The following is a 25,274-nucleotide window of genomic DNA, read 5'->3' on the forward strand; positions in this document are numbered from 1 at the left end:
CCCTTTCCTGCGATCCCCCTCTTGCGACTCTCAAGGGAGTGCCTCGATGACCGTACGGCTCGTTCCGTCCGCCGCTCAGCGGTCCATGTGGTTCGGGGGGCGGGTCGACGGGGGTGGGGCGGCGTACAACGTCGGTGAGTACACCGAGATCCACGGCCCCGTCGATCCCGGTCTGCTGCTGGACGCCGTACGCCAAGTCGTCTCCGTCACCGAGACGTTGCGGTCGAGGTTCGTCGAAGAGGGGGACGCGGTCCGGCTGTCGGTGGAGCCGGAGGTGGCGTGGGACATGCCGGTGGTGGAGGTCGAGGGCGTCGCGGGGGCCCGGGAGTGGATGGCGCGCGACTTCGCCGTGCCGTTCGACCTGGAGCAAGGGCCCTTGTTCCGCTACGCGTTGCTGCGCCTGACGGACGCGCGCTGGATCTGGTACCAGGCGTACCACCACATCGCGGTGGACGGCTTCAGCTGCTCGCTGATCGCGGGACGGGTGGCATCGGCGTACACCGCTCTGGCTCAGGCGTCGGCGCACGTCGTCCCGGACGCGCCGCTCGCCCCGCTGCTGGCCGCCGACCATGCGTACGACGCCGTCGACGCGGACCGCGCCCACTGGAACCGCGTCCTCGGCGACCGGCCCGACCCGGTGAGCCTCTCTCCCCGGCCGCCCCACGTCTCCGGCGCCTTCCTGCGCCGCACGAGCCACGTCGCCGGTGAACTCATCCACTCCGCCGCCGACCTGACCGGCACCCGCTGGTCCCGCGTCGTCCTCGCGGCCACCGCCGCGTACCTCCACGCACTGACCGGCGCCGAGGACATCGTTCTCGGGCTCGCCGTCACCGCCCGCACCACGCCGGTCGAACTCTCCACCCCGGGCATGGCGTCCAACGTCCTCCCCCTCCGCGTCCGCGTACGCCCCGACGCCCTCGCCGCCGACCTCGTACGCGACACCGCGCGGGCCACCCGCGAGCTGCTCGCCCATCAGCGGTACCGGGGTGAGGAGTTGCGCCGGGAACTGGACTGGCCGGAGGGCGGGCGGCGGTTCTTCGGACCGGTCGTCAACATCATGGCGTTCGGGCCCGAGTTGCGGTTCGGACCCCATCCGACGACACGACACAACCTCTCCACAGGTCCGGTCGAGGATCTCGCCTTCAACATCTACGACCGCGCCGACGGCAAGGGCGTCCGGGTCGACCTCGACGCCGGGACCGAGCAGTACTCGGCGGCCGAACTCGACGCCCACCACCGGCGGTTCGTCCCCTTCCTGGAACGCTTCGCGGAAGCCGCCGCCACGCCGGACGCCCTCGTCGGACGCGTCCCGGTCGCCCTGCCGGACGAGGTGTCGACCCTCACGGGGGCCGCCCCGTCCGGGCCCGGCGCCGGCGTCCCCGAGGTCTTCGCCGCCCAGGTCGCCGCGACACCGGACGCCGAGGCCGTCGTACACGGTGAACTCTCCCTCTCCTACCGCGACTTGGACCGCCGCTCCAACCGTCTCGCCCACCGGCTGCTCCAACTCGGGGTGCGGTCGGAGGAAGTGGTCGCCGTGCGTGTGCGGCGGTCCGGGGAACTCCTCGTCGCACTGCTGGCCGTGCTCAAGGCGGGTGGCGCGTACGTCGGGCTCGATCCGCGTGCGCCCGAGGAGCGGACCCGGCGGATTCTCGGGGAGACCGGGGCGCGGGTGTTGCTGACCGACGGGGGCGGGGCGTCGTACGAGGGGCTGCGTGTCGTACGGACCGGTGATCCCTCGTTGGCCGACGAGCTCGAAACCCCGCCCGCGGTAAGGGTGTTCGGGGGGCAACTCGCCTACGTGAGCTTCACGTCGGGGTCCACCGGGGTGCCGAAGGGGGTTGCCGTCACGCATCACGACGTCGTGTCGCTGGCCCGGGATTCGGCGTTCTCCGGGGGGGGTCATGCGCGGGTGCTGGTGCATTCGCCGACCGCTTTCGACGCCTCGACGTATGAGATGTGGGTGCCGTTGCTCGGGGGCGGGACGGCTGTCGTCGCCGGGGACGGGGTGGACGTAGACGCTTCTGCGGTACGGGAATTGACGGCGCGTCACTCACTGACCGCCGTGTGGCTCACCGCCGGGTTGTTCCGGCTCGTCGCCGAGGAGGACCCCGGGTGTTTCGCGGGGTTGCGGGAGGTGTGGGCCGGGGGTGAGGCGGTGCCCTCGCATGCCGTGCGACGGGTGCTGGAGGCGTGTCCGGGGGTGGCCGTCACCAACGGGTACGGGCCGACCGAGACGACCACCTTCGCCACCAAACGGCCTTGCTCCGCTGGGAGTTCGGTGCCGGATTCGCTGCCTGTCGGGCTGCCGTTGGACGGGATGCGGGCGTACGTCCTCGATGCCGCCCTCCGTGTGGTGCCTCGTGGGACCGTCGGGGAGTTGTATCTCGCCGGGGACGGGGTCGTCCGGGGGTATCTCGGGCGGGCCGGGGCGACCGCCGAACGGTTCGTCGCCGATCCGTTCGGCGTGCGTGGGGCTCGGATGTACCGGACCGGGGACCGGGTGCGGGTGACTCCGGCCGGCGAGCTGGAGTTCCACGGGCGGGCCGACGCACAGGTCAAGGTGCGTGGTTTCCGGGTCGAGTTGGGCGAGGTGGAGGCGGCCCTTGCGGGGCATCCCGGGGTGGCGCAGGCCGTGGTGGTCGTGCGGGAGGAACGGCTCGTCGGGTACGTCGTCTCCGGGGTGGGCGGCGAGGAGTTGCGTGGGTATCTGGGCTCGCGTCTGCCCGAATACCTGGTGCCGGCCGTCGTCGTACCGCTGGAACGGTTGCCCCTCACCGCCAACGGCAAGGTCGACCAGGCCGCCCTGCCCTCGCCGGGCCTTCCCACCAGCGGCGGGGGGCGTGCCGCCCGGACTCCCCTGGAGGAGACCCTCTGCGGGATCTTCGCCGACGTCCTCGGGGTGTCCTCGGTGGCGGCCGACGACGGGTTCTTCGCCCTCGGCGGGCATTCGCTGCTCGCGTTGCGGCTGGTGGGGCGGGTGCGGAAGGTGTTGGGGGTGTCGCTGTCCCTGCGGGAGGTGTTCGCCGCGCCGACCCCCGCCGGGTTGGCGGAACGGGTGGGCGACGGGGTTGTGCAAGCGGTTGTGCCGGTGTTGCGGCGGGGTGGGCTGGGGGAGGTTCCGTTGTCCTCCGCTCAGCGGCGGTTGTGGTTCCTCGATCGGCTGGAGGGGGCGGGGGCGGCGTATCACGTGCCGTTGGCCGTGCGGTTGGTGGGGGGTGGGGTCGATGTGGAGGTGTTGGAGGCGGCGTTGAGGGATGTGGTGGGGCGGCATGAGGTGTTGCGGACGGTTTATCCGGAGGGGGGTGGGGTGCCTTGCCAGCGGGTGGTGGGGGTGGGGGATGTTCGGGTGAGGGGGGTTCGGGTGGGGGTGGTGGCTGGGCCACTTGGCCAGTGGGGTGCTTCGGGGTGGGGGGAGGGAGTGGCTGAGCCACTCGGCCAGTGGGGCGCTTCGGGGCGCGAGGTGGAAGTGGCTGAGCCACTCGGCCAGTGGGGCGCTTCGGGGCGCGAGGTGGAAGTGGCTGAGCCACTCGGCCAGTGGGCCACCTCGGGCCGCCAGGAGGGAGTGGCTGGACCACTCGGCCAATGCGCCACATCAGGCGGCGAGGAAGAAGTGGCTGAGCCACTCGACCAATCGGCCACTCTCTCCGCGCTGGCCTCTCGGGAGTTCCGGCTGGCGGAGGAGCTGCCGATTCGGGCGCATCTGATCGTGCTCGGGCCGGAGGATCACGTACTGCTGCTGGTGCTGCACCACATCGCGGCGGACGGGCAGTCGCTGGAGCCGCTGGCGCGGGATCTCGCCGTCGCTTACGGGGCTCGGTCGGAGGGGCGGGCGCCCGGGTGGAAGCCGTTGCCCGTGCAGTACGGGGATTTCGCGGTGTGGCAGGAGGAGTTGCTGCGGGACCGGGAGGTCGTGGGGAGGCAGCTCGCGTACTGGACGCGGGTGCTGGAGGGGCTGCCGGATGAACTCGCGTTGCCTGTCGACCGGTCTCGGCCGGCCCGGGCGACTCACCGGGGCGGGGATGTGCCGGTGCGGTTCGGGGCTGAACTGCACGGGCAGATCAGGGAGTTGGCCGGTGAGACCGGGACGACGCCGTTCATGGTCGTTCAGGCCGCCCTCGCCGTGTTGTTGACCCGGCTCGGCGCGGGGACGGACGTACCGATCGGAACGCCGGTCGCGGGCCGGTCGGACGAGGTTCTCGACGGCGTGATCGGGTGTTTCCTCAACACGCTGGTGCTGCGCACCGATACGTCCGGCGATCCCGGGTTCCGCGAGCTGCTGGACCGGGTCAGGGAGACCGACCTCTCCGCGCACGCCCACCAGGACCTCCCGTTCGAGCAGGTCGTCGAGGCCCTCGCGCCGCCGCGCTCACTGGCCCGGCACCCCCTGTTCCAGGTGATGCTGGCGTTCCGGCCGAGCGAGCCGGAACTCCGCCTCCCCGGCCTCACCGCGACACAGATCCCGGTGGAGACGGGCGCCACGAAGGTCGATCTCACGTTCAACCTGGGCGAGTTGCGCGCGACGGACGGCTCCCCGTCCGGCATCGAGGGGTTCCTCCAGTACAGCGCGGACCTGTTCGACCGATGTACCGCCGAGGATCTCGTCGTACGACTGGAACGGCTTCTGTGGGCGGCAGTCGACTCCCCGGACCGCCCGATCGGCGCGTTGGAGATCCTGGGCGCGGACGAACGGCGGCGTCTGATCACGGAGTTGAACGACACCGAGCGGCTCGTCCCGCCGACGACGTTCCCTCGCATGTTCGAGGAACGGGCCGCCGAGCACCCCGAAGCCGCGGCGGTCACGGACACGCACCGCCGACTGACCTACCGCCAACTCTTGGCCGCATCCGCCCGGTTGGCCCGCGCGCTGGTCGCAGCCGGTGCCGGTCCCGGACAGGTCGTCGCCTTCTCCCTCCCCCGCTCCGTCGACATCGCCGTGGCCGTGCTCGCCGTACTCAGGTCGGGTGCCGCCTACTTGCCGCTCGACCCGGACCACCCGGCCGACCGCACGGCGTATCTCCTGGCCGACGCGAACCCGGTGTGCGTCATCTCGCGGGACCCGTTGGACGTCGCCTGCCCGATCGTGAGCCCCGAAGCCGCCTGCGACGAGGGCGACTTGGTGGACCCGCACCCCGCCGACGCGGCCTACCTGATCTACACCTCTGGAACGACCGGCCGCCCCAAGGGCGTGGTGATCGAGCACCGCAACCTCACGAACTACGTGGCCCGTTGTGTCGAGGAGTACCCCAGCCTCGGCGGGACGTCGCTCCTGCACGCGACGATGTCATTCGACGCGACGGTGACGACACTGCACGGCGCGCTGGCGGCGGGCGGCCAGGTGCACATCGCGGCCGTACACGAGGCGGGGGAACGGCAGTTGACGTTCCTGAAGGCGACGCCCAGCCATCTCGCGCTGCTGCCCGCGCTGCCGTACGACATCTCGCCGGCCGAGGAGTTCATGCTGGGCGGCGAGGCGCTGGTCGGTGAGGCGCTGCGGACGTGGCGCCGGGAACACCCCGGCGTACGGCTGATCAACCACTACGGGCCGACCGAACTGACGGTGGGCTGTACGGATCACCGGATCGAGCCGAACGACGAACTCCCGTCGGGCCCGGTGCCGGTGGGGCGGCCGATGTGGAACACGCGGGCGTACGTGCTGGACCGGCGGCTGAGCCCCGTACCCGCCGGTGTGGAGGGCGAGTTGTACGTCGGCGGCGCCCAGGTGGCCCGGGGATACCACAATCGGCCGGGCCTGACGGGCGAGCGATTCGTGGCCGACCCTTACGGTCCGCCGGGCAGCCGGATGTACCGGACCGGCGATCTGGCGGTCCAACGCGCCGACGGGACACTGGAGTTGCGCGGGCGGTCGGACGGGCAGCTGAAGATCCGGGGGCTGCGGATCGAGCCCGGGGAGATCGAGGGCGCGCTCACGTCGTGTGCCGGAGTCGAGCAGGCGGCCGTCGTGGTGCGCGAAGACCGGCCGGGCGTACGGCGGTTGGTGGGGTATCTGGTGGCTGAGGCCGGGGTGGACCCGGTGGAGGTGCGTGCGTACGCGGCCCTGCGGCTGCCCGAGCACATGGTTCCCGAGGCGTTCGTGGTGTTGGACGCCCTGCCGATGACGGTCAACGGGAAGCTGGACCGGGACGCCCTTCCGGCGCCGGTGGTCGAGAGTGGTGGTGAGCGGGCTCCGCGGACTCCGTCGGAGAAGGTGCTGCGGGATCTGTTCGCCGAGGTACTGGGCCGTGAAGTCGGCCTGGACGACGGCTTCTTCGACCTCGGTGGGGACAGCATCGCGTCCATCCACCTCGTGAGCCGGGCCCTCGCGGAGGGGTTGCGGCTGAGCCCGCGTGACGTGTTCGAGCACCGTACGGTCGCGGCGCTCGCGGCGGTCGCGGACTCCCGTCCGGCCGTCTCACACGGTCCGTCGCAGGAGGCGACCGGCGAGGTTCCGTTCACCCCCGCGATGCACCGGCTGCGTGAACGAGGCGGTCCCATCAGGCAGTTCAGTCAGTCGGCGGTACTCGTCACGCCCGCCGGGGCGGACGTACGGCAACTCACGGAGGCTCTCCAGGCCGTCGTCGACCATCACGGCGCGCTGCGGATGCGGGTCGGGGCCGACTGGTCGGCCTTCGTCCCGGCGCCGGGCAGTACCTCGGTGCCGGTGAGGCGGGTGACCGACCCGAAGGAGCTCGCGGCCGACCAACTCGACCCGGCCAAGGGCGACTTGGTGAGCGCGGTCTGGTACGACGCCGGGCCCGGGCGGCAGGGACGGCTTCTCCTCACCGTGCACCACCTCGCCGTGGACGGCGTCTCCTGGGGCATCCTCCGCACCGACCTCGCCACCGCCTGGCGCGGCGACCAACTCCCCTCCCCGGGAACGCCGTTCCGCCACTGGGCCGAGCTGCTGGAGGGCGAGGCGGAGAGGAGGCGGCCCGAACTGGAGCTGTGGCGGGACCTGTTGGACTTCTCCCGCCGGGAGCTACGGCACCCCGACCCGACCCGGGACGTCGTCGGCACCCTCCGGCACCTCACCCGGACCCTCCTGCCCGAGCCGACCACCGACCTCCTCACCACGGTCCCCGCCGCCTTCCACGCCGGGCCGGACGACGTCCTCCTCGCCGCTCTCGCCCTCGCGTTCGCCCGTCATCGGCGGAGTCCGGCGCTGCTGGTGGACGTCGAGCGGCACGGGCGGGAGGACCTGTTCGAGGGCGTGGACCTGTCGAGGACGGTCGGTTGGTTCACCAGCGTCGTCCCGACCCGCCTCGACCTCTCGCAGGTCGAACTCACGGATGCCGCAGGGGCGTTGCGGGCCGTGAAGGAGCAGGTGCGGGCCGTTCCGGAGCACGGTGTCGGGTACGGCCTGCTGCGTCACCTCGATGCCGTCTCGGGCCCGGTGCTCGCCGAACTCCCGCTGCCTGACGTGGGGTTCAACTATCTGGGCCGTACGGCGCGCGAACGGCCCACGGACGACTGGGCGTCGGTCCCCGGGGAGCTCCCCGGCAGATTGGCGCTCGGTGCCGCGCACGACCCTCGACTGCCCGTCGCACACGGCCTGGAGATCACGGTCGCCGCCGACGACGACGGGTTGCGAGCCGTGTGGTCCTGGGCGCCCGGCGTCTGGTCCCAGGCCGAGATCGAGGCGCTCGCCGGCCTGTGGTGCGAGGCGCTCGACGAGTTGAGCCGCACCGGTGAGGCGGGCGGACACACGCCGTCCGACCTGCCCCTGGTGTCCCTGTCCCAAGCAGAGATCGACGAACTCGAAGCCGAGTTCGGCAGCGAGTGGAGGTAACCCACGGTGACCCGGTCCGGAATCGCGGATGTCCTGCCCCTGTCGCCGTTGCAGGAAGGGCTGCTCTTCCACGCCCTGTACGACGACGAGGGCAGCCCCGACGTCTACGCCGCCCAGCAGATCCTGGAGTTGACCGGGAAGGTCGACCCCGCCGCCGTACGCGCCGCCGGTCAGGCCCTCCTCGACCGGCATCCCAATCTGCGCGCCTGCTTCCGGCGCCGGGATGCAGGCGCGCCGGTGCAGATCGTTCCGACGGACGTCGAACTGCCGTGGGCCGAGGCCGACTTGTCCTCGTACGCCGACGGCACCGAGCGGGAGGCCGCCTGGCGTCGGCTCCTCGACGAGGAGCGGGCCCGGAGGTTCGACCTCGCCAGGCCGCCGCTGCTGCGGTACCTGCTGGTCCGGCTCGGTCCGGATCTGCACCGGCTGATCGTCACCAACCACCATATTCTGCTGGACGGTTGGTCCAAGCAGCTCCTGACGCGCGAGTTCGCCGCACTGTACGCGGGCGAGCATCCGACCTCGCTGGCGCCCGTGCCGCCGTACCGCGACTATGTGGCGTGGCTGGCGCGGCAGGATCGCGCCGCCGCCGAACAGGCTTGGCAGGATGAGCTGTTGGGTGTCGAGGAGCCGACGCTCCTGGCTCCCGGAGTGGCCACGGCCCCTGTGCTGCCTCATGAGTTGATCGTCGAGCTGCCGGAAGATCTCACCAACCAGGCTGCCCACACGGCCCGTTCACTGGGGGTCACTCTCAACACGCTTGTGCAGGGCGCCTGGGGTGTGCTGCTCGGGCGGCTCACCGGGCGGTCCGAGGCGGTGTTCGGACAGACCGTGTCCGTGCGCCCGCCCGAACTGCGGAACGTCGCCTCGATGGTCGGGTTCTGCATCAACACCGTGCCGTTGCGGGTGTGTTGGGACGATCAGGGGACCGTCGCCGACTTCCTCACCGGGCTCCAGTCCCGGCAGGCCGTGCTGCTGCCCCACCAGTATCTCGGGCTCGCCGACATCCGCCGGGCCGGTGACGTCGGGGACCTCTTCGACACGCTGCTCGCCTTCGAGAACCACCCCGGCGCCCAAGGCGACTCCCCTGTCCGCCAGTTGACCGGTCGCGACGCCACCCACTACCCCCTCACCCTCGCCGTCCTCCCCGCCCACCGCCTCGCCCTGCGGCTCTCCTACCGGCCCGACGCGTACGACGAGGCGAGCGCCCGCGAGCTGCTCGACCGGTTCGCCGTGGCCCTGTCGGGGCTGACCGGTGACGTGTCGCGCCGGGTCGGCGAGGTCGAGGTGCTGCTGCCGGGGGAACGGGAGCGGCTGTTGGCGGACGCCGGGCGGCAGCCCGAGGACCCGGACGCCGACCGTACGATCCCCGAACTCTTCGCCCGCCAGGCCGCCAGGACCCCCGACGCGACGGCCGTCGTGTACGAGGGCACCCGGCTCACCTACGCGGAACTCGACCGTCGCTCCGACCGGTTCGCCGCGCTCCTCACGGCGCACGGTGCCGGTCCCGAGCGGCTGGTCGCGCTCGCGTTGCCGCGCTCGGCGGAACTCGTGGTCGCCGTGCTGGCGGTGCTGAAGGCGGGGGCCGCCTATGTGCCGATGGACCCGGAGTATCCGGCGGAGCGGTTGGCGTTCATGCTGGCCGACTCGCGGCCGGTGCTGGTGGTGGCGGGGGACGGGGTGGAGGTGCCGGCCGCCGGGGCGGGGGTGCCGGTGATCCGGGTTGGGTCGGTGGCTGAGTGGTCTGTGGATGAGTGGCTGAGCCAGTCGTCCAGTGCAGGGGCGGGTGGAGATGGGGCGGAGGGTGGAGGTGAGGGTGGCGCTGAGGTCGGAGCGGCTCAGTGGCTCAGCCACTCATCCACCACCGCCTACGTCATCTACACCTCCGGTTCCACCGGCCGCCCCAAGGGCGTCGCCGTCCCCCACCGCAACGTCGTACGGCTGCTCTCCGCGACCCGCCGCTGGTTCGACTTCGGCCCGGACGACGTGTGGACGCTGTTCCACTCGTACGCGTTCGACTTCTCGGTGTGGGAGTTGTGGGGGGCGTTGTTGCACGGGGGGACGTTGGTGGTCGTGCCGTACGGGGTGAGCCGGGACGCGGGGGAATTCCTGCGGCTGCTGGCGCGGGAGCGGGTGACGGTGCTGAACCAGACGCCGTCGGCGTTCGGGGAGTTGTCGCGGGCGGAGGCGGCGGCGCCGGAGCTGCGGGGGCAACTCGCCCTGCGGTATGTGGTGTTCGGCGGGGAGGCGTTGGACACGGGGGCGGTGACCGAGTGGTTCGACCGGCATGCGGAGGACTCGCCGGTGCTGGTCAACATGTACGGGATCACCGAGACGACCGTCCATGTCACGGGGTTGCCGCTGACACGGGAGGCCGTGGCGGACGGAAGGGGGCGGATCGGGCAGGTGATGCCCGGTCTGCGGGCGTACGTGCTGGACGCGGGGTTGCGGCTGGTGCCGCCGGGGGTGACCGGGGAGTTGTACGTCGCCGGGGCCGGGCTCGCGCGGGGGTATGTGGGGCGGGCGGGGTTGACTGCGGGACGGTTCGTCGCGGACCCGTTCAGTGGGACGGGTGAACGGATGTACCGGACGGGGGACTTGGCGCGCCGGACGGTGAACAGCGAGTTGGAGTACGTGGGTCGGGCGGACGACCAGGTCAAGGTGCGGGGGTTCCGGATCGAACTCGGCGAGGTGGCGGCCGTGTTCGTGGAGCGGGCGGAGGTGGAGCAGGCGGTTGTGGTGGTCCGGGACGGTCGGCTCGTCGCGTATGCCGTCGGACAGGCCCTGGACGCCGAGGAGTTGCGTCGGTTCGCGGCTCGTGCGCTTCCCGAGCACATGGTCCCTGCGGCTGTCGTGCCCCTGGAGCGGCTGCCGTTGACGGCGAACGGGAAGTTGGACCGGGCGGCGCTGCCCGAGCCGGTGACGGTCGGAGGTGGGGGCCTGGTGGCGCGTACACCGCAGGAGGAGATCCTGTGCGGGGTGTTCGCGGAGCTGCTCGGGGTCGCGGTGCATCAAGTCGGCCCGGACGACGGGTTCTTCGACCTAGGGGGTGACTCCCTGCTCGCGATGCGGCTGACGGACCGGGTGCGGGGCGCGTTCGGTGTGTCGCTGCCCGTGCGGGCGGTGTTCGAGGCGCCGACCCCGGCGGGCCTGGCGGAGCGGCTGCGGGAGGAAGGGTTGCGAGAGGAAGGGCGGCCTCAACTCACCGCATATCCGAGGAGTTACGCGCCGATTCCGTTGTCGTACGCCCAGCAGCGGTTGTGGTTCCTGAACCGGCTGGACGCGGGGGGCGGCGCGTACACCGTGCCGTGGGCGTTGCGGCTGTCCGGGCCGCTGGACCGGGAGGCGCTGCGGCAGGCGCTCGGTGACGTGGTCGCGCGGCACGAGTCGTTGCGGACGCTGTATCCCGACTTCCAGGGCACCCCGTATCAGCGCGTCCTGGAACCGCAGGACCTCGGCCTCGCGATCGTGGCGACAACCGCCGAGGAACTCCCCGCCCTGCTCACCGCCGAGGCTCGCCAGCGCTTCGACCTGGCCGCCGAACTCCCGCTGAGGGCAACCCTGTTCGTGCTCGACGCCGAGACACACGTGCTGTCGCTCGTGGCACATCACATCGCCGTGGACGGATGGTCCATGGCACCGATGCTGCGGGACCTGGAGACGGCGTACACGGCTCGGGCCGCCGGTGCGGCTCCGTCGTTCACGCAACTCCCCTTCCAGTATGCGGACTTCGCGCAGTGGCAGCGCGAGACGCTGGGGGATGACTCCGACGCCGAGAGCCTACTGAGCCGGGACATGGCTTTCTGGCGGCGCGTGTTGGCCGACGCGCCCGCCGAGTTGCCGTTGCCCACAGATCTCCCCCGCCCCGCCGAACCCAGCGGCAGCGGAGACCGGGCCGCGTTCACCCTGGACGCCGAGCTGCACGCGGGCCTGGCTCAACTGGCCGGTGAGGCAAGGGCGACCCTGTTCATGGTGGTGCAGGCGGGGCTGGCGGCGCTGCTCACGCGGTTCGGTTCGGGGACGGATGTGACGCTCGGGACTCCGGTGACCGGGCGGCCCGACAGCAGGCTGGACGAGCTGGTCGGCTTCTTCGTGAACAGCCTCGTCCTGCGGACCGACACGTCGGGCAACCCCACGTTCCGTGAACTGGTCGGCCGGACAAGGGAGTTCGGTCTCGCGGCGTACGCACACCAGGACGTGCCGTTCGATGTGCTGGTGGACGCGCTCGGTACGAAGCGGACGCTCGCCCATCATCCGCTGTTCCAGGTGGTGTTGGCGTTCACGGGCCACGGCGAGCAGGTCACGCTCGACCTACCCGGCATCGAGGCGAGCCGGGAACTGGTCACGACCGGGGCCGCCCGCTTCGACCTGTCGTTCTACCTGAGCGAGCGCCGCGAGGAGGACGGCACCCCGGCCGGGATCGACGGGATCGCCGAGTACAGCACCGACCTGTTCGACGCGGAGACCGGCGACCGGCTCACACGGGCGTTCGTCCGGCTGCTCGGCGCGGTCGTGGCAAACCCCGGTGTGCGGATCGAGGACGTGGAGCTGCACGGGGACGACGTACGGCCCGTGCGCGAGGAGCCGGTGCCCGTGGCGCCGACGGTGCCGGCGTCGTCCGACAGGAGCACCCCGGCCGAGCGGGTACTCGCCGGACTCTTCGGGGAGTTGCTGAAGCTGGACGAAGTCCCCCTGGACGAGGACTTCTTCGCGCTCGGCGGGGACAGTATCGCGGCGATCCGGCTGGTCAGCAGGGCGGCTGAGGCGGGTGTGGTGATCACCGCGCGGGAGGTCTTCAAGCACCAGACGGTCCGGGAGTTGGCGGCGGTGGCCCGGGGTCCGGTCACCGTGCGGGCCGACGACGGCACGGGCACGGTGCCGCTCACCCCCATCATGCGGTGGCTGCTCGAACGCGGCGGCCCCATCGGGAGGTTCAGTCAGTCCGCGCTGCTGACGGTCCCCGCTGGAGCCCAACTCGCCCATCTGAACGGGGCACTTCAGGCTCTGCTCGACCATCACGACATGTTGCGGGCGCGGTTCGTCGCCGATGGTCTGGAGGTTCCTCCGGCAGGCGGCGTGCGTGCCGTGGAACGGCTCGACCGGCGGGACGTGTCGGACGTGGACGACCTCCACTCCGTTGTCGCCGAGGAGTCCGAGCGGGTCGTCGCCCTGCTCGATCCAGCCGCCGGGACGATGCTTCGCGCCGTGTGGCTCGACGCCGGGGTCGAGCGGGACGGGCGGCTGCTGATCGTCGTACACCATCTCGTGGTCGACGGTGTGTCGTGGCGCATCCTGCTGCCGGATCTCCAGGCGGCCTGGGAGGCGGTTCGAGTAGGGCGGGAGACTCAACTGCCGGTGGTCGGGACGTCGTTCAGGCGGTGGGCCGAGGTGCTGCGGGAGGCGGCCGTGGCTCGGGGGGACGAGGTCGAGTTGTGGCGGGGGGTCGCCGGGACGGCTGTCGGGGTGCGACCGGTCGATCCTGATCAGGATGTCGCCGCGACAACGCGGTTGGTCCGGCTGGAAGTTGAGGGTGCGGCGGCGGGCGCGTTGATCGCCGGTGGCGGTGTTCAGGACGTGCTGCTGGCCGGGCTGGCTTCGGCTGTCGGCGAGCGGTACGGGTGCCAGGAGGTGGTGGTGGACGTCGAGGGGCATGGACGGGAGGAGCTGACGCCCGGGATCGAACTGTCGCGTACGGTCGGGTGGTTCACGTCGCTCTATCCGGTGCGGATCGACGTCGAGGGCGGACGGACGCGCGAACTCCCGGACAACGGGCTCGGATACGGGCTGCTGCGCTACCTCAACCCCGACACGGCCGACGAGTTGGCGAAGGCGCCCGCGCCCGCGATCGGGTTCAACTACCTGGGCCGATTCCCCTCCCCCGGCACGGAGTTGTGGTCGTTCGCCCCCGAGTCGTCGGCCCTCGCGAAGGGCACCGACCCCGAACTCGCGGTCGCGCACGCCCTGGAGATCAACGCGGTGGTGCGGGACACGGCCACCGGTCCGGTCCTGGTGGCGGACTGGTCCTGGCCCGACGGGGTCCTGACCGAACCGGAGGTGCGGGCGCTGGCCGAGGCGTGGCGCGCGAAGGTCACCGACCTGGCCTCCCGATCGGACCGCCCCGCAGCGCCCCGGACCAGCACCTCGACACCCATAGCCCCTGACTCACTGGACGACTTGGCGCTCTCCGCCGACGAACTCGCCGAGCTGGCCGACGGATTGGACGACTGACCGGTGACACCCCACGACGTCCCCCACGACAACCCCCACGAGACAGCCAAGCCGGCACCGGCCGACGTCCTCCCCCTCACCCCCCTCCAGGAGGGCCTCCTCTTCCACGCCCTCTACGAACACGAGCGGGGCGAACAGGACGTGTACGTCGTCCAGTTGGTCTTCGAACTCGAAGGGCCGATGGACGCGGACCACCTGCACTCCTGCGCGCAGGCCCTCCTGGACCGGCACCCCAACCTCCGGGCGGCCTTCCGCCGTCGCCGGGGCGGGCAGCCCGTACAGGTGGTCCCCCACCGGGCGACCCTCCCCTGGACGCAGACCGACCTCACCAGCGCTCCGGATCAGGAGACGGCCTGGAGCGAACTCCTGGACACGGACCGCGAGATCGGCTTCGACCCGACCAGGCCACCCCTCCTCCGCTGCACACTGGCCCGCCTCTCGGACCATCGCCACCGTCTCCTCGTCACCCACCACCACATCCTCCTCGACGGCTGGTCGATCGCCGTCCTGGTCCGGGAACTCCTCGCCCTGTACAGGGGAACGGAGTTGCCCCCGGTCCCGCCGTACCGCACGTTCCTCCAGTGGCTCAGCAGCCAGAGCCGCACGGCCGCCGAGCAAGCCTGGCGCGAGGCGCTGGACGGAGTCACCGAACCGACCCGGCTCGCACCACCGACCCCGGGTGCGGGCCAACTGGCGCAGGCCAGGATCGAGTTGTCCGAGGAGACGGGCACCGCCCTCACCGCAGCCGCGCGACGCCTCGGTGTCACCCTCAACACTCTTGTCCAGTCGGCCTGGGGACTCCTCCTGGGCCGCCTGACCGGCCGCGACGACGTCGTGTTCGGTACGACGGTGTCGGGCCGACCGCCCGAACTCCCCGGCGTGGAGAGCATGGTGGGCCTGTTCATCAACACGGTCCCGACGAGGGTACGGCTGCGCCCCGCAGCTCCCCCGGCCGAGCTGCTGCGCGAGGTCCGGGACACCTACGCCACCCTCCTCGACCATCACCACCTCGGCCTCGCGGACATCCAGCGGGCGGCCGGAGTGCCCGAACTCTTCGACACGCTCCTCGTGTTCGAGAACTACCCGGCGGATCTGGCGACTTCGGGAGACGGACTGCGCCTCGCGGGTTCGAGCGGCCGGGACGCCACCCACTACCCGGTGACGCTCGTCGCCCTCCCCGGCCGCCGGCCGCGCTTCCGCCTCGCCTACCGCCCGGACCTGTTCACCGCCGAGTGGGCCGACGCCACGCTCGCCCGGCTGGTACACGTCCTGACGACGATGGCGGCGGAACCCGAACGCCCCCAAGGGCTCATCGCACTCCAAGACCGGCCGTGCCAGGCCCCGTTGCCGCCGCCCGCGTCCCGCACGCTCACCGATCTCTGGTCGGCGCAGGTGGCGGCGACCCCCGACGCCGACGCCGTCCTCGACCACGGGACCCGGCTGTCGTACCGCGAACTCGACCGCAGGGCGGCGGACTTGGCGGGACTGCTCGCGCAGAGGGGTGCGGGGCCCGAGCAGGTGGTGGGCATCGCGCTGCCGCGTACGGCGGAACTGGTCGTCGCGGTGCTGGCCGTGCTCAAGTCGGGTGCCGCGTATCTGCCGTTGGACCCGGCGTATCCGGCGGAGCGGCTGGCGTACATCGTCGGGGACGCGCGGCCGGTCGTGGTGCTGGCGACGGAGGAGTCGGGGAAGTCCCTGCCTGCGGGAACACCGACGCTGACGCCGGGCGAGGCAGCAAGCGCAGCAACCGTTTCCACAACGCCCGCCGGTCTCGCGGCCCCCGACAACCTCGCCTACATCACCTACACCTCCGGTTCCACCGGCCGCCCCAAGGGCGTCCTGGCCACCCACCGCAACGCGGTCGAGTTCGTGGAGTGGACGCACACCGAGTTCGGCCCGGAGCGGCTGGCGGACGTCCTCTTCGCCACCTCGCTGAACTTCGACGTGTCGGTGTTCGAGATCTTCTCGCCGCTGACCTGCGGCGGCCGGATCGAGATCGTCGAGAACCTGCTCGCCCTCACCGACGGCGCGCCCAGGTCGGCGGGCCTGCTCAGCGGCGTTCCCACCGTCATGGCGAGCGTCCTCGCCGAGCGGCCGGCCCTCTCCGCCCACACGATCGCCCTCGGCGGCGAGCCGATCCCGGCCCGACTGCGGAAAGACATCGAGAACGCTTTCCCCGGCGCACGGCTGGTCAACTTCTACGGCCCGACCGAAGCGACGATCTACGCGACGGCGTGGCGATCCGACACAGGCGACACGGACGGCACAGGCAACGCGGACGACGCTCAGGCCGACGGCAGCGCGAACCGCACCTCCCCCGACGCCGAGCCACCCATCGGCCGCCCGCTGGCCCGCAACCGCGTCCACCTCCTCGACCACGCACTCCAGTTGGTACCGGACGGCGCCGTGGGCGAGGTGTACGTGGCCGGTGGCGGCCCCGCACGCGGCTACCTGGGCCGCCCGGCACTGACAGCCGAACGCTTCGTCGCCGACCCCTACGGGGACCCGGGCCAACGCCTCTACCGCACAGGCGACTTGGCGGTCCGCGAACCCGACGGCCAGTTGCGGTTCCTGGGCCGCGCCGACCAGCAGGTCAAAGTACGCGGTTTCCGGATCGAGTTGGGCGAGGTCGAGGCCGCGCTCTCAACACATCCGGCGGTCACCCGAGCCGCGGCGACGGTACGGGACGCCGGTCCCGGCGAGAAGCGGCTGATTGCATACGTCGTACCCGGCGGGCCGGTCTCCCCGGAGGAGCTGCGGGAGCACCTCGCCCGTGCACTCCCCGCACACATGGTCCCGACCGCGTACGTCACCGTTCCGGCCCTCCCTCGCACCGCGAGCGGCAAGCTGGACCGCAGGTCGCTCCCGGCACCGGACGCGCCCCTCGCCGCGCGGACCGCGCCGCGCACCCCGCGAGAGGAACGCATCCGGGGCATCTTCGCGGAGGTGCTGGGCCTGGACGCGTCCCAAGTCGGCGTCCACGACAGCTTCTTCGACCTCGGCGGTCACTCCCTGCTGGCCCCGCGCCTCACCTCCCGCATCCGGGCGGAACTCGGCATGGAACCTTCACTGCAGGCCCTCTTCGACACCCCGACGGTCGCCGCGCTGGCCCACGACCCCGCCGACAGCATCGCCGGACCAGGCAGCGCTCCCCTCGGCCCGCTCCTCCCCCTACGCGCCCGAGGCGACCGCGAACCCCTCTTCTGCCTCCCGCCCGCGACCGGCCTAGCCTGGGGATTCGCCGGACTCGCCCGCCATCTCGCCCCGAGACGACCGCTGTTCGGCCTCCAGTCGAGCGGACTCCTCCCCGGCGAGGCCCCGTCCGCGACGCTGGCCGGGGCGGTCGCCGAGCACATCGCCCGCATCCGGGAACAACAGCCCACCGGGCCCTACCACTTGCTCGGCTACTCGATGGGCGGACTCGTCGCGTACGAGGTGGCCGTCTCGCTCCAGGCCGCCGGGGAGAAGGTCGCCCTGCTCGCCGTCCTCGACGCCTTCCCCGGCACCTGGATCAAGCACGCACCCCCGGCAAACCGGCCCACCCTGCTGCGGAGCATCCTCACCGTCCTCGGCCGTCCGGCACCTCAAGACCCCCTCACCCACGAGAAGTTCGTCGACCTGGTCCGAAGCGTCCCCGACATGGCGGCCGGACTCACGGACGAGGAACTCGCGGCGCTGGTCGACGTGACGGCACAGAACGGGCGCCTGCTCCAGGAGTTCGCGCCCACCAGCTACGACGGTGACCTGCTCATGTTCACCGCCGCCGGGGACCCCGGCGCCGTACCCGGCCGGGTCGGCGACTGGAGCCCGTACGTCACGGGACGCGTCGTCGACCACGGCATTCCCTGCGCCCACGGGGAGTTGACCCGCCCCGAAGCGCTGGACCGGATCGGCCCCGTACTGGCCGAGCAACTCGCCTAGGAGAGAACAGAGATGACCACCAACCCTTTCGACGACGACTCCATCGAGCACTTCGTCCTCGTGAACGACGAGAACCAGCACTCCCTTTGGCCCGCCTTCGCGGAGGTCCCGGCCGGCTGGACGGTCGTGCACGGCCGGGCGAGCCGGGCGTCCTGCCTGGAGTACATCGAGGAGAACTGGACCGACATGCGCCCGCAGAGCCTTGCCGAAGCGATGGGAGACCGGGCGTGACCAAGCTGATCTGTCTCCCCTACGCCGGGGCCGGGGCCTCCTTCTACCGTTCCTGGTCCGGCGCGGAGTTGGAGATCGTCGCACCTCAACTGCCGGGCCGTGAGCGTCTCATCGACGACGAGCCGTACCGGGATGTGCATCGGGCCATCGACGGGCTGATGAGCCAACTGGACCTCGGTGGCGGACGGTTCGCGCTGTTCGGGCACAGTCTCGGTGCCGTGCTCGCCTACGAGCTGGCCCACCGACTGGTCGGAATGCCCGGTGTCGAGGTGGTCCACCTCTTCGTCAGCGGGTCTCCCGAGCCCGACCTCGGCCGGGAGCGGCGGGCGACCGGCCTGTCCGACGACGAATTCCTTGACCGGGTGGGCGAGTTCGCCGGATACCGGCATCCCGCGTTGGAGGACCCGGAGATGCGGGAGCTGCTGCTGCCGACGCTCCGTGCGGACGTCGAGATGCACGAGAACTACGTCCGCGGCACGAGCCTCCCGCTGGACGCGCCGATCACCGTGTTCCGGGGTGTGGACGACGAGTTGGTCAGCCGGGACGAGGCGTCGTCCTGGTCCAAGGCGACGAGCCGTGCCTTCGACCACGTCGAGATGCCCGGCGGTCACATGTATCTCACCGAGGCGGGGCCGGAGTTGGTCAGCGCCATCGCCGCCCGGCTCAAGTCCGTCTAGCAGTCAGGAAGTTCGGTATGCGTCTCGACGGCAAGTCGGTGTTGGTGACGGGGGCGGCGCGGGGGCTGGGGCGGGCGATCGCGGTGGCGTGTGCGGCGGAGGGGGCGGATCTGGCGTTGCTGGACGTGTGCGGGGATCTGCCGGGGGTGCCGTATCCGCTGGGTACGCGGGGGCAGTTGGAGCACACGGCCGCGCTGTGCCGGGAGGCGGGGGCGGCGGTGCTGGCGGTCGAGGCCGACATCCGTGACCTGCTCGCCGTGCGGGAGGCGGTGGAGCTGGCCTGCGACCGGTTCGGGGGTGTCGACGTCGCCGTCAACAACGCGGGGATCGCGGCGCCTTCGGGGAAGCCGGTGCACGAGATCGACGAGGACGAGTGGGCGCTGATGATCGACGTGGACCTGTCGGGGGCGTGGCGGGTGGTGCGTGAAGTGGGGAAGGTGATGTGCGGGCGGCGGTCGGGGAGCATCGTCAACGTGTCGTCGACGGCGGGGCTGGTGGGGTACCGGCATTTCGCCGGGTACGTGGCGGCGAAGCATGCGGTGGTGGGGCTGACGAAGGCCGCGGCGCTGGACTATGCGCCGCTCAAGGTGCGGGTGAACGCGGTGTGTCCGGGGTCGGTGCGGGACGACGCGCGGGTGGAGGGGCGGATGTTGGCGGAGATCGCGCGGGCGTTGGAGGTGCCGGTCCACGACCACGAGAAGACGTTCGTGGAGGCACAGCCGATGAACGCGCTGGTCGAGCCGGAGGACGTGGCGGGGGCGGTCGTCTTCCTCGCCTCGGACGAGTCCCGGCAGATCACGGGGTCCGTCCTGACTGTGGACGGTGGCTTCACCGCTCGCTGAATCAGCCGTCTGCTCGCGTCTACGCCCACACCGATTCGCTGAATCGGCTGCACCGAATCACTTTGCCCCGAAAGGAAGTTGTCCCGTGTCCCTCGCCGCCCGCTGTCACGCCCACCGCATCCCCTCACCCCCGGCCGGCATGACCGAGGGCGCTTGGACCCAAGATCTCCCCGTCCCCTCCGACCACCCCCTCGCCGCACGCCGCCGCGCCCTCGAACTCGCCCGGCCCGCCGAACGCACACGCCGTGTCCTGCTGCGTTACTCCGACGGCCACACCGACCTGATCACCGTTTCCCCTCGCGCAGGCGCCGAGCCGTCGGCGAGCGCGCCGCCTCCCGCCTGGGGTCTGCCCGATGACTCTCCGGTCACCCCACACGTCGTGCCGCTCGACGGACTCGGCGAACTCGGCGAACTCGGCGAACTCGGCAACGAGACAACCTGGTTGACCGCACTGCTCGTAACCCTGGCACGCTACGGAACCGAGGGCGCGGCCGTGGGCACGGATCACGGCGCCTACCGCCTCGGGGAGTTGAAGGACACGAACGCGAAGCCCGCCCCCACGAGCGGCCCCGTTCTCGCCGGGCTCCTCTTCGATGGCAGGGAGTCGGCCGGGGAGTACATACCGTGCCTCGCGCCGCCCTTCCCGTTGACCGTATCGGTCGTGCGGGACGCCGCCGGGGCGTGGCTGCGGTGCGATCGTCTGGGGAGTCACTTCTCGGCGGAGATCGCGGCTCAGTTCGTCCGGCATCTCGCGTATGTGCACCGGCAGATCCTCGACGAAGTTCCCCTGGAGGACGTCGAGTTGTTCGACGCCGAGGAGCGCGAGCGGGTGATCTCCCTGGGGCGGCCCAAGCGGGCGGCGGCTGTCGGTTCAAGTGCCGCCAGTGTTGTGGAAGCGTTTGCACACATCGCCGGGCAGACACCGGACCGGGTCGCGATGACCGACGGCACGGCGCAGATGACGTACCGCGAACTCGACCGCCAGGCGGCTGAGTTCGCGCGTGGCCTCGTACGACGAGGGGTGGTCCCCGGTGACCGGGTGGGCGTGTGTCTGGAGCGGTCCGCCGAGCTGGTCGTCGTCCTGTTGGCGGTGTTGAAGGCAGGTGCGGCCTATGTGCCGGTCGACCCCGCGTACCCCGCCGAGCGGATCGCGTACACGGTGCGGGATGCCGGGCTGCGGGTGATGGTGACGCGGATGCCGGGGTTCGACGGGGCGGTATCGCCGGACGAACTCCTCGGTGCAGAAGGTGTGTTGCCGATGCCGGGTGGCGATGCTCCGGCGTACGTGATCTACACGTCCGGTTCGACCGGACGCCCGAAGGGGGTCGTCGTCCCCCACCGCAACGTCATCGCCCTCGTGGACGCGACCCGGGAGGAATACGGGCTCGGCGGCACCGACGTGTGGACCTGGTTCCACTCCGCCGCGTTCGACTTCTCCGTGTGGGAGATCTGGGGATGCCTCCTGACCGGCGGACGCCTCGTCGTCGTCCCCCACCTCGTCTCCCGCGAACCCGACACCTTCCGGGATCTGCTGGTGTCCGAGAAGGTCACCGTGCTGAGCCAGACCCCCTCCGCCTTCGGGCAGCTGCTGAGCGTGGAGCACGGGGAGGTGGGGGTACGGCTGGTCGTCTTCGGGGGTGAACCCCTCGACACACGGGGACTGCTGCCGTGGATGGACCGGCACCCCGCCACCACCTGCCGGCTGGTCAACATGTACGGGATCACCGAGACGACCGTCCACGTCACCGAGCAGACTCTCACCCGCGCCCACGCCCTCACCGGCACCCGCTCGGTCGGCCCCGCACTCCCCGGCTGGCACCTCTACGTCCTCGACCCCGCCGGCCGCCTCCTCCCGCCCGGCGCCACCGGCGAGATCTGCGTCGGCGGCAAGGGCGTCGCCCACGGCTACCTCGGCCGCCCCGACCTCACCGCCCAACGCTTCGTCCCCGACCCCCACACCACCGACGGCAGGCTCTACCACAGCGGCGACCTCGGCCGACTGCGCCCCGACGGCCACCTCGACCACCTCGGCCGCATCGACACCCAGGTCAAAATCCGCGGCTTCCGCATCGAACTCGACGAAATCCGAGGCGTCCTCCTCGAAGACCCCCACGTACACACCGCCGCCGTCACCGTCCACCACCACAACCCCACCGACCCCGCAAGCGCCCGCATCCACGCCCACGTCGTACTGAACGGCGGGGACACGGCGGAAGTCCGGCGGCGGGCGGCGCAAATCCTCCCCGAGCACATGCTCCCGGCCACCATCACCGCCCTCGACGCCCTCCCCCTGACGGCCAACGGCAAGCTGGACGTTTCCCGGCTCGTCGCTGCCACCCCGGTCCGGGAGGTCAGCGAGGTCGGCAAGGCCCACGAGGCCCGTGAACAGAAACAGCAACAACAGGAACCGGTTACCGACGATCTCACCGCCCGCCTGACCCGCATCTGGAGCGACGTCCTCGGCACACCCGTCGGCCCGGACGACGACTTCTTCGAACTCGGCGGCAACTCCCTGTTCGCCGTCCGGATCACCGCCGCACTACGGGAACAGGGGCTCCCGGCCGTCCGGCTGCGGGAGCTGTACCGGCACCCGACGATCAGGGAGACCGTCGCCGGGCTGGAGCGGGCCGGAGCATAGGATTCCGGCGACCCCCAGAGAACCGGTAGCAACGGCTTACAGAAACGAGGGAGCAGCATGTCCGACGAGCGCTTCGAGGTGACCCGCGAGATAGCCGCGCCCCCGGCCCGCGTCTTCGCCGTCCTCACCGATCCGCGCGGTCACGTCTCCATCGACAGTTCCGGCATGCTCCAGTCGGCCGACGGGGAGCACGTGTCCAAGACCGGCGACTCCTTCGTCGTCCACATGGATCGTGAGGCTCTCAACGACCGTCCGATGGGCCGGTACGACGTGACGGTCGTGATCACCGCGTACGACGAGGACGCGCTGATCGAGTGGACCCCCACCTCCCCCGGTTTCAAGCCGGACATCGACCACCGGTACGGCTACCTGCTCCGCCCCACCGCCACCGGCACGCTCGTGACCTCCTACTACGACTGGAGCCAGATCCACGAGCGCTACCGCGCGGCCGGCATCTTCCCCATCCTCCAGGAGTCCGCCCTCCGCGCCACCCTCGGCATCCTCGCCCGCACGGTCGAGAACCCCGCCTGACTTGATGCCCGACGTCCTCGGCTTCTACGCCGAACTCGACCCCGGCATCGCCCTCAACGGCTCGCTCCACACGGCGGTACGGCCGACCGGCGAGCCGGACGAGCCGGCGCTCGTCGCCTACCTCGACGCCGGGCACATCCTGATCGACGTCATGGAGTCGGCCCCCGACGTCCTCACGGGCCTCCCTCACCGGCACTCCCCGGGCTGCTCCTCCCCTGTCACCGACGGGACTTGGTTCTGGCGTCTCGATCTGCCGCACTACGTCGAGACCCACCACGTCGTACTCCCCGAGGAGTTCCTCGCGCACGTCAGGAGTCTGGGCCACCGCATGCCGGCCCTCGTCGGCGAGCGGTTCGCCCCTGTCCACGACGCCAACATGCCGGTCATCGGCTGGAGTTCCGCCGTTCCCTGGCCGCTCCCGCACGTCGTCATCCAACCCGTGCCCCGACCCGTCGACACCAAAGCCCAGTTCGACGCCGGGCTCCTCGAACGATCCCGTGTCCGGCCGCGCGGCAGCTGGTCGCGGGCCCGCAAGCCGAGGTGGTCCGAACCGCCGGATAGCATCGGATGATCGCCCGCCGAACAGTGGGCGGCGGGCGAGTGGTGAGGGGGCGGGTGGGTGTGTCGGGTGGGGTGGGGTGGTTGCGGGTGCCGGTGGGGGAGGATGCGGGGCGGTGGGTGACGCGGGTGGGGTGTCGGCGGGTGTTGTTCGTCGTCCACAACGTCACTTCCGCGACAAGGTTGTTGGATGTGCTGCCGTTGTTCCACAGCGATGTGCGGGTGCAGTTGTTCGCGACGTGTACGGGGTCGTCGCCGTTTCTCGCCGGGGTGCCCGAGTTGTTGGCGGGGGTGGGGGTGCCGGTGCTGTCCTGGGAGCAGGCCAAGGAGACGGAGTTCGATCTCGCGGTGTCTGCCAGTTATGGTGGCGAACTGGGCGATATCCGGGCCAAGTTGGCCGTTCTGTCACATGGTGTCGGATATAATAAGAAGCTGGCAACGCCACAACGCCACAACGCCACAACGCCACAACAGTCAGAGCAGGCGCCGGTGTTCGGGCTCTCGCCCGAGTGGCTGTTGCGTGAGGACGGGAGTCCGGTCGCGGCGGCGACCGTGTTGTCGCATCCCGAACAGCTGGCCAGGCTGAGGGAGTCGGTGCCGCGGGCGGCGGGGACGGCGGTGTTGGCGGGAGATCCCTGTTACGACCGTATCCTCGCCGGGCTGCCTCAACGAGACCGGTTCAGGCGGGCGTTGGGTGTGGCGTCCGGGCAGAAGCTGATCGTGGTCAGCTCGACATGGGCCCCGCGCTCCCTGTTCGGCGGTGACGCCCGAGCCGGCGACGACCTCCTCCCCTGGCTGCTCTCCCGCCTCCCGGCGGACCTCCCGGCGGACGAGTACCGCGCGGTGGCGGTCCTGCACCCCAACATCTGGCACGGCCACGGCGAGGGCCAGATACGGGCCTGGCTGGACGGCGCATGCCGGGCGGGCCTGCATCCGGTGGACCCCCTCGAAGGCTGGCGGCAGGCCCTGATCGCGGCGGACTGCGTCCTGGGCGACCACTCCAGCGTCACGTACTACGCGGCGTCCATCGGCGTCCCCGTACTCCTCGGCGCCTTCCCCCAACAGGACTTGGCCCAGGACTCCCCCGTCGCCGCCCTGGGCCGCACGGCCCCACACCTCGACCGGCACACCGGCCTGCGCGCCCAGATCGACCGGACGATCGCCGAGCACGACCCCGCCCGCTACAAGGACCTGGCGGACCAGACGAGTTCGTCGCCCGGAGAGTCGGCCGCACTCCTACGACGCCTCTTCTACGACCTGTTGGGCCTCCCCGAGCCGTACGCGCATCCCCCTCTCCTGGCCCCCCTCCCGCTACCGCCCCACACTCCGCCCCAACTCACGTCACCGGTCCGCGTGTTCACCCGCCGCCGAGACTCCGGCCACCCGACGGTCGAGGTCACCCGGCACGCCGTGCCCGGCGACTCCCCCGACCCGGACATCACCGCAGACGCCGCCCACACGGTCGTCGACGAGGAGACCCGCGAGACCGGACGGCTGGCGCTCGCCGACATCGTCGTACGCCGCGCCGACGCGGACGACCTGCGCCTCGGCCCGCCCGCCATGTGGACGGCGGAGACGCTCGCGCGGTACCCGTACTGCGGGATGGCGGTGTACGTGGACGGCCCGGACCGGTGTGTGGTCGGGACCCGGGAGGGGGCGGTGGTACGGCTGGCGGCGGAGCGGGAGCCGGACGGGAGGGTGGACCTGTGCGATCCGGCGGCGTACGCGTCGGCGTTGTACGCGTGGCTGGCCGAAGGGGGCGGTGTGCCAGGCGAGTTGACGGTGTGGACGGGTGACCGGGCGCACCGGGTCACCCTCTCTTGAACCGAGTCGCCCTCCCCTGAACCGGGGCACGCTTCTCT

General features: G+C 71.3%; 10 protein-coding genes. All 10 read left to right on the forward strand.

What is annotated here, in order from left to right:
- Positions 1 to 46: 46 nt before the first annotated feature.
- The 10 genes from ABZX85_RS00985 (at position 47) to ABZX85_RS01030 (ending at position 25,236) form a co-directional block, all read left to right on the forward strand.
- On the forward strand, positions 47 to 7,786 hold the full coding sequence (locus ABZX85_RS00985) for an amino acid adenylation domain-containing protein (protein ID WP_355861282.1): 7,740 nt from the start codon (positions 47 to 49) through the stop codon (positions 7,784 to 7,786).
- A gap of 6 nt (positions 7,787 to 7,792) precedes the next feature.
- Positions 7,793 to 14,014, forward strand: coding sequence for an amino acid adenylation domain-containing protein (locus tag ABZX85_RS00990; RefSeq protein WP_355861284.1), 6,222 nt, complete (start codon positions 7,793 to 7,795; stop codon positions 14,012 to 14,014).
- 3 nt (positions 14,015 to 14,017) lie between these two features.
- A complete protein-coding gene (locus ABZX85_RS00995) occupies positions 14,018 to 17,935 on the forward strand; it encodes an amino acid adenylation domain-containing protein (protein ID WP_355861286.1) in 3,918 nt (1,305 codons plus the stop codon).
- 12 nt (positions 17,936 to 17,947) lie between these two features.
- Entirely contained in the window at positions 17,948 to 18,166 is a 219-nt protein-coding gene (locus tag ABZX85_RS01000; protein WP_355861288.1) for an MbtH family protein, read from the forward strand.
- Positions 18,163 to 18,843: an alpha/beta fold hydrolase gene (locus tag ABZX85_RS01005; RefSeq protein ID WP_355861290.1), complete on the forward strand. Its 681-nt coding sequence runs from the start codon at positions 18,163 to 18,165 to the stop codon at positions 18,841 to 18,843. Before ABZX85_RS01000 ends, ABZX85_RS01005 begins: the two co-directional genes overlap by 4 nt.
- Before the next feature lie 17 nt (positions 18,844 to 18,860).
- On the forward strand, positions 18,861 to 19,685 hold the full coding sequence (locus tag ABZX85_RS01010; RefSeq protein WP_355861292.1) for an SDR family oxidoreductase: 825 nt from the start codon (positions 18,861 to 18,863) through the stop codon (positions 19,683 to 19,685).
- Between the two features lie 139 nt (positions 19,686 to 19,824).
- Complete coding sequence (locus tag ABZX85_RS01015; protein WP_355862292.1) at positions 19,825 to 22,323, forward strand: non-ribosomal peptide synthetase; 2,499 nt, start codon at positions 19,825 to 19,827, stop codon at positions 22,321 to 22,323.
- A gap of 57 nt (positions 22,324 to 22,380) precedes the next feature.
- Positions 22,381 to 22,854 carry an SRPBCC family protein gene (locus ABZX85_RS01020; RefSeq protein WP_355861294.1) on the forward strand — a complete coding sequence of 158 codons (474 nt, stop codon included), beginning with the start codon at positions 22,381 to 22,383 and terminating at the stop codon, positions 22,852 to 22,854.
- A gap of 4 nt (positions 22,855 to 22,858) precedes the next feature.
- On the forward strand, positions 22,859 to 23,425 hold the full coding sequence (locus ABZX85_RS01025; protein ID WP_355861296.1) for a hypothetical protein: 567 nt from the start codon (positions 22,859 to 22,861) through the stop codon (positions 23,423 to 23,425).
- Positions 23,422 to 25,236 (forward strand): hypothetical protein, encoded by a 1,815-nt coding sequence (locus ABZX85_RS01030; protein ID WP_355861298.1) that lies wholly within the window; start codon positions 23,422 to 23,424, stop codon positions 25,234 to 25,236. Before ABZX85_RS01025 ends, ABZX85_RS01030 begins: the two co-directional genes overlap by 4 nt.
- Positions 25,237 to 25,274: the final 38 nt, after the last annotated feature.

The sequence above is a fragment of the Streptomyces sp. NPDC004539 genome, from assembly GCF_040610055.1.
GTDB lineage: Bacteria > Actinomycetota > Actinomycetes > Streptomycetales > Streptomycetaceae > Streptomyces.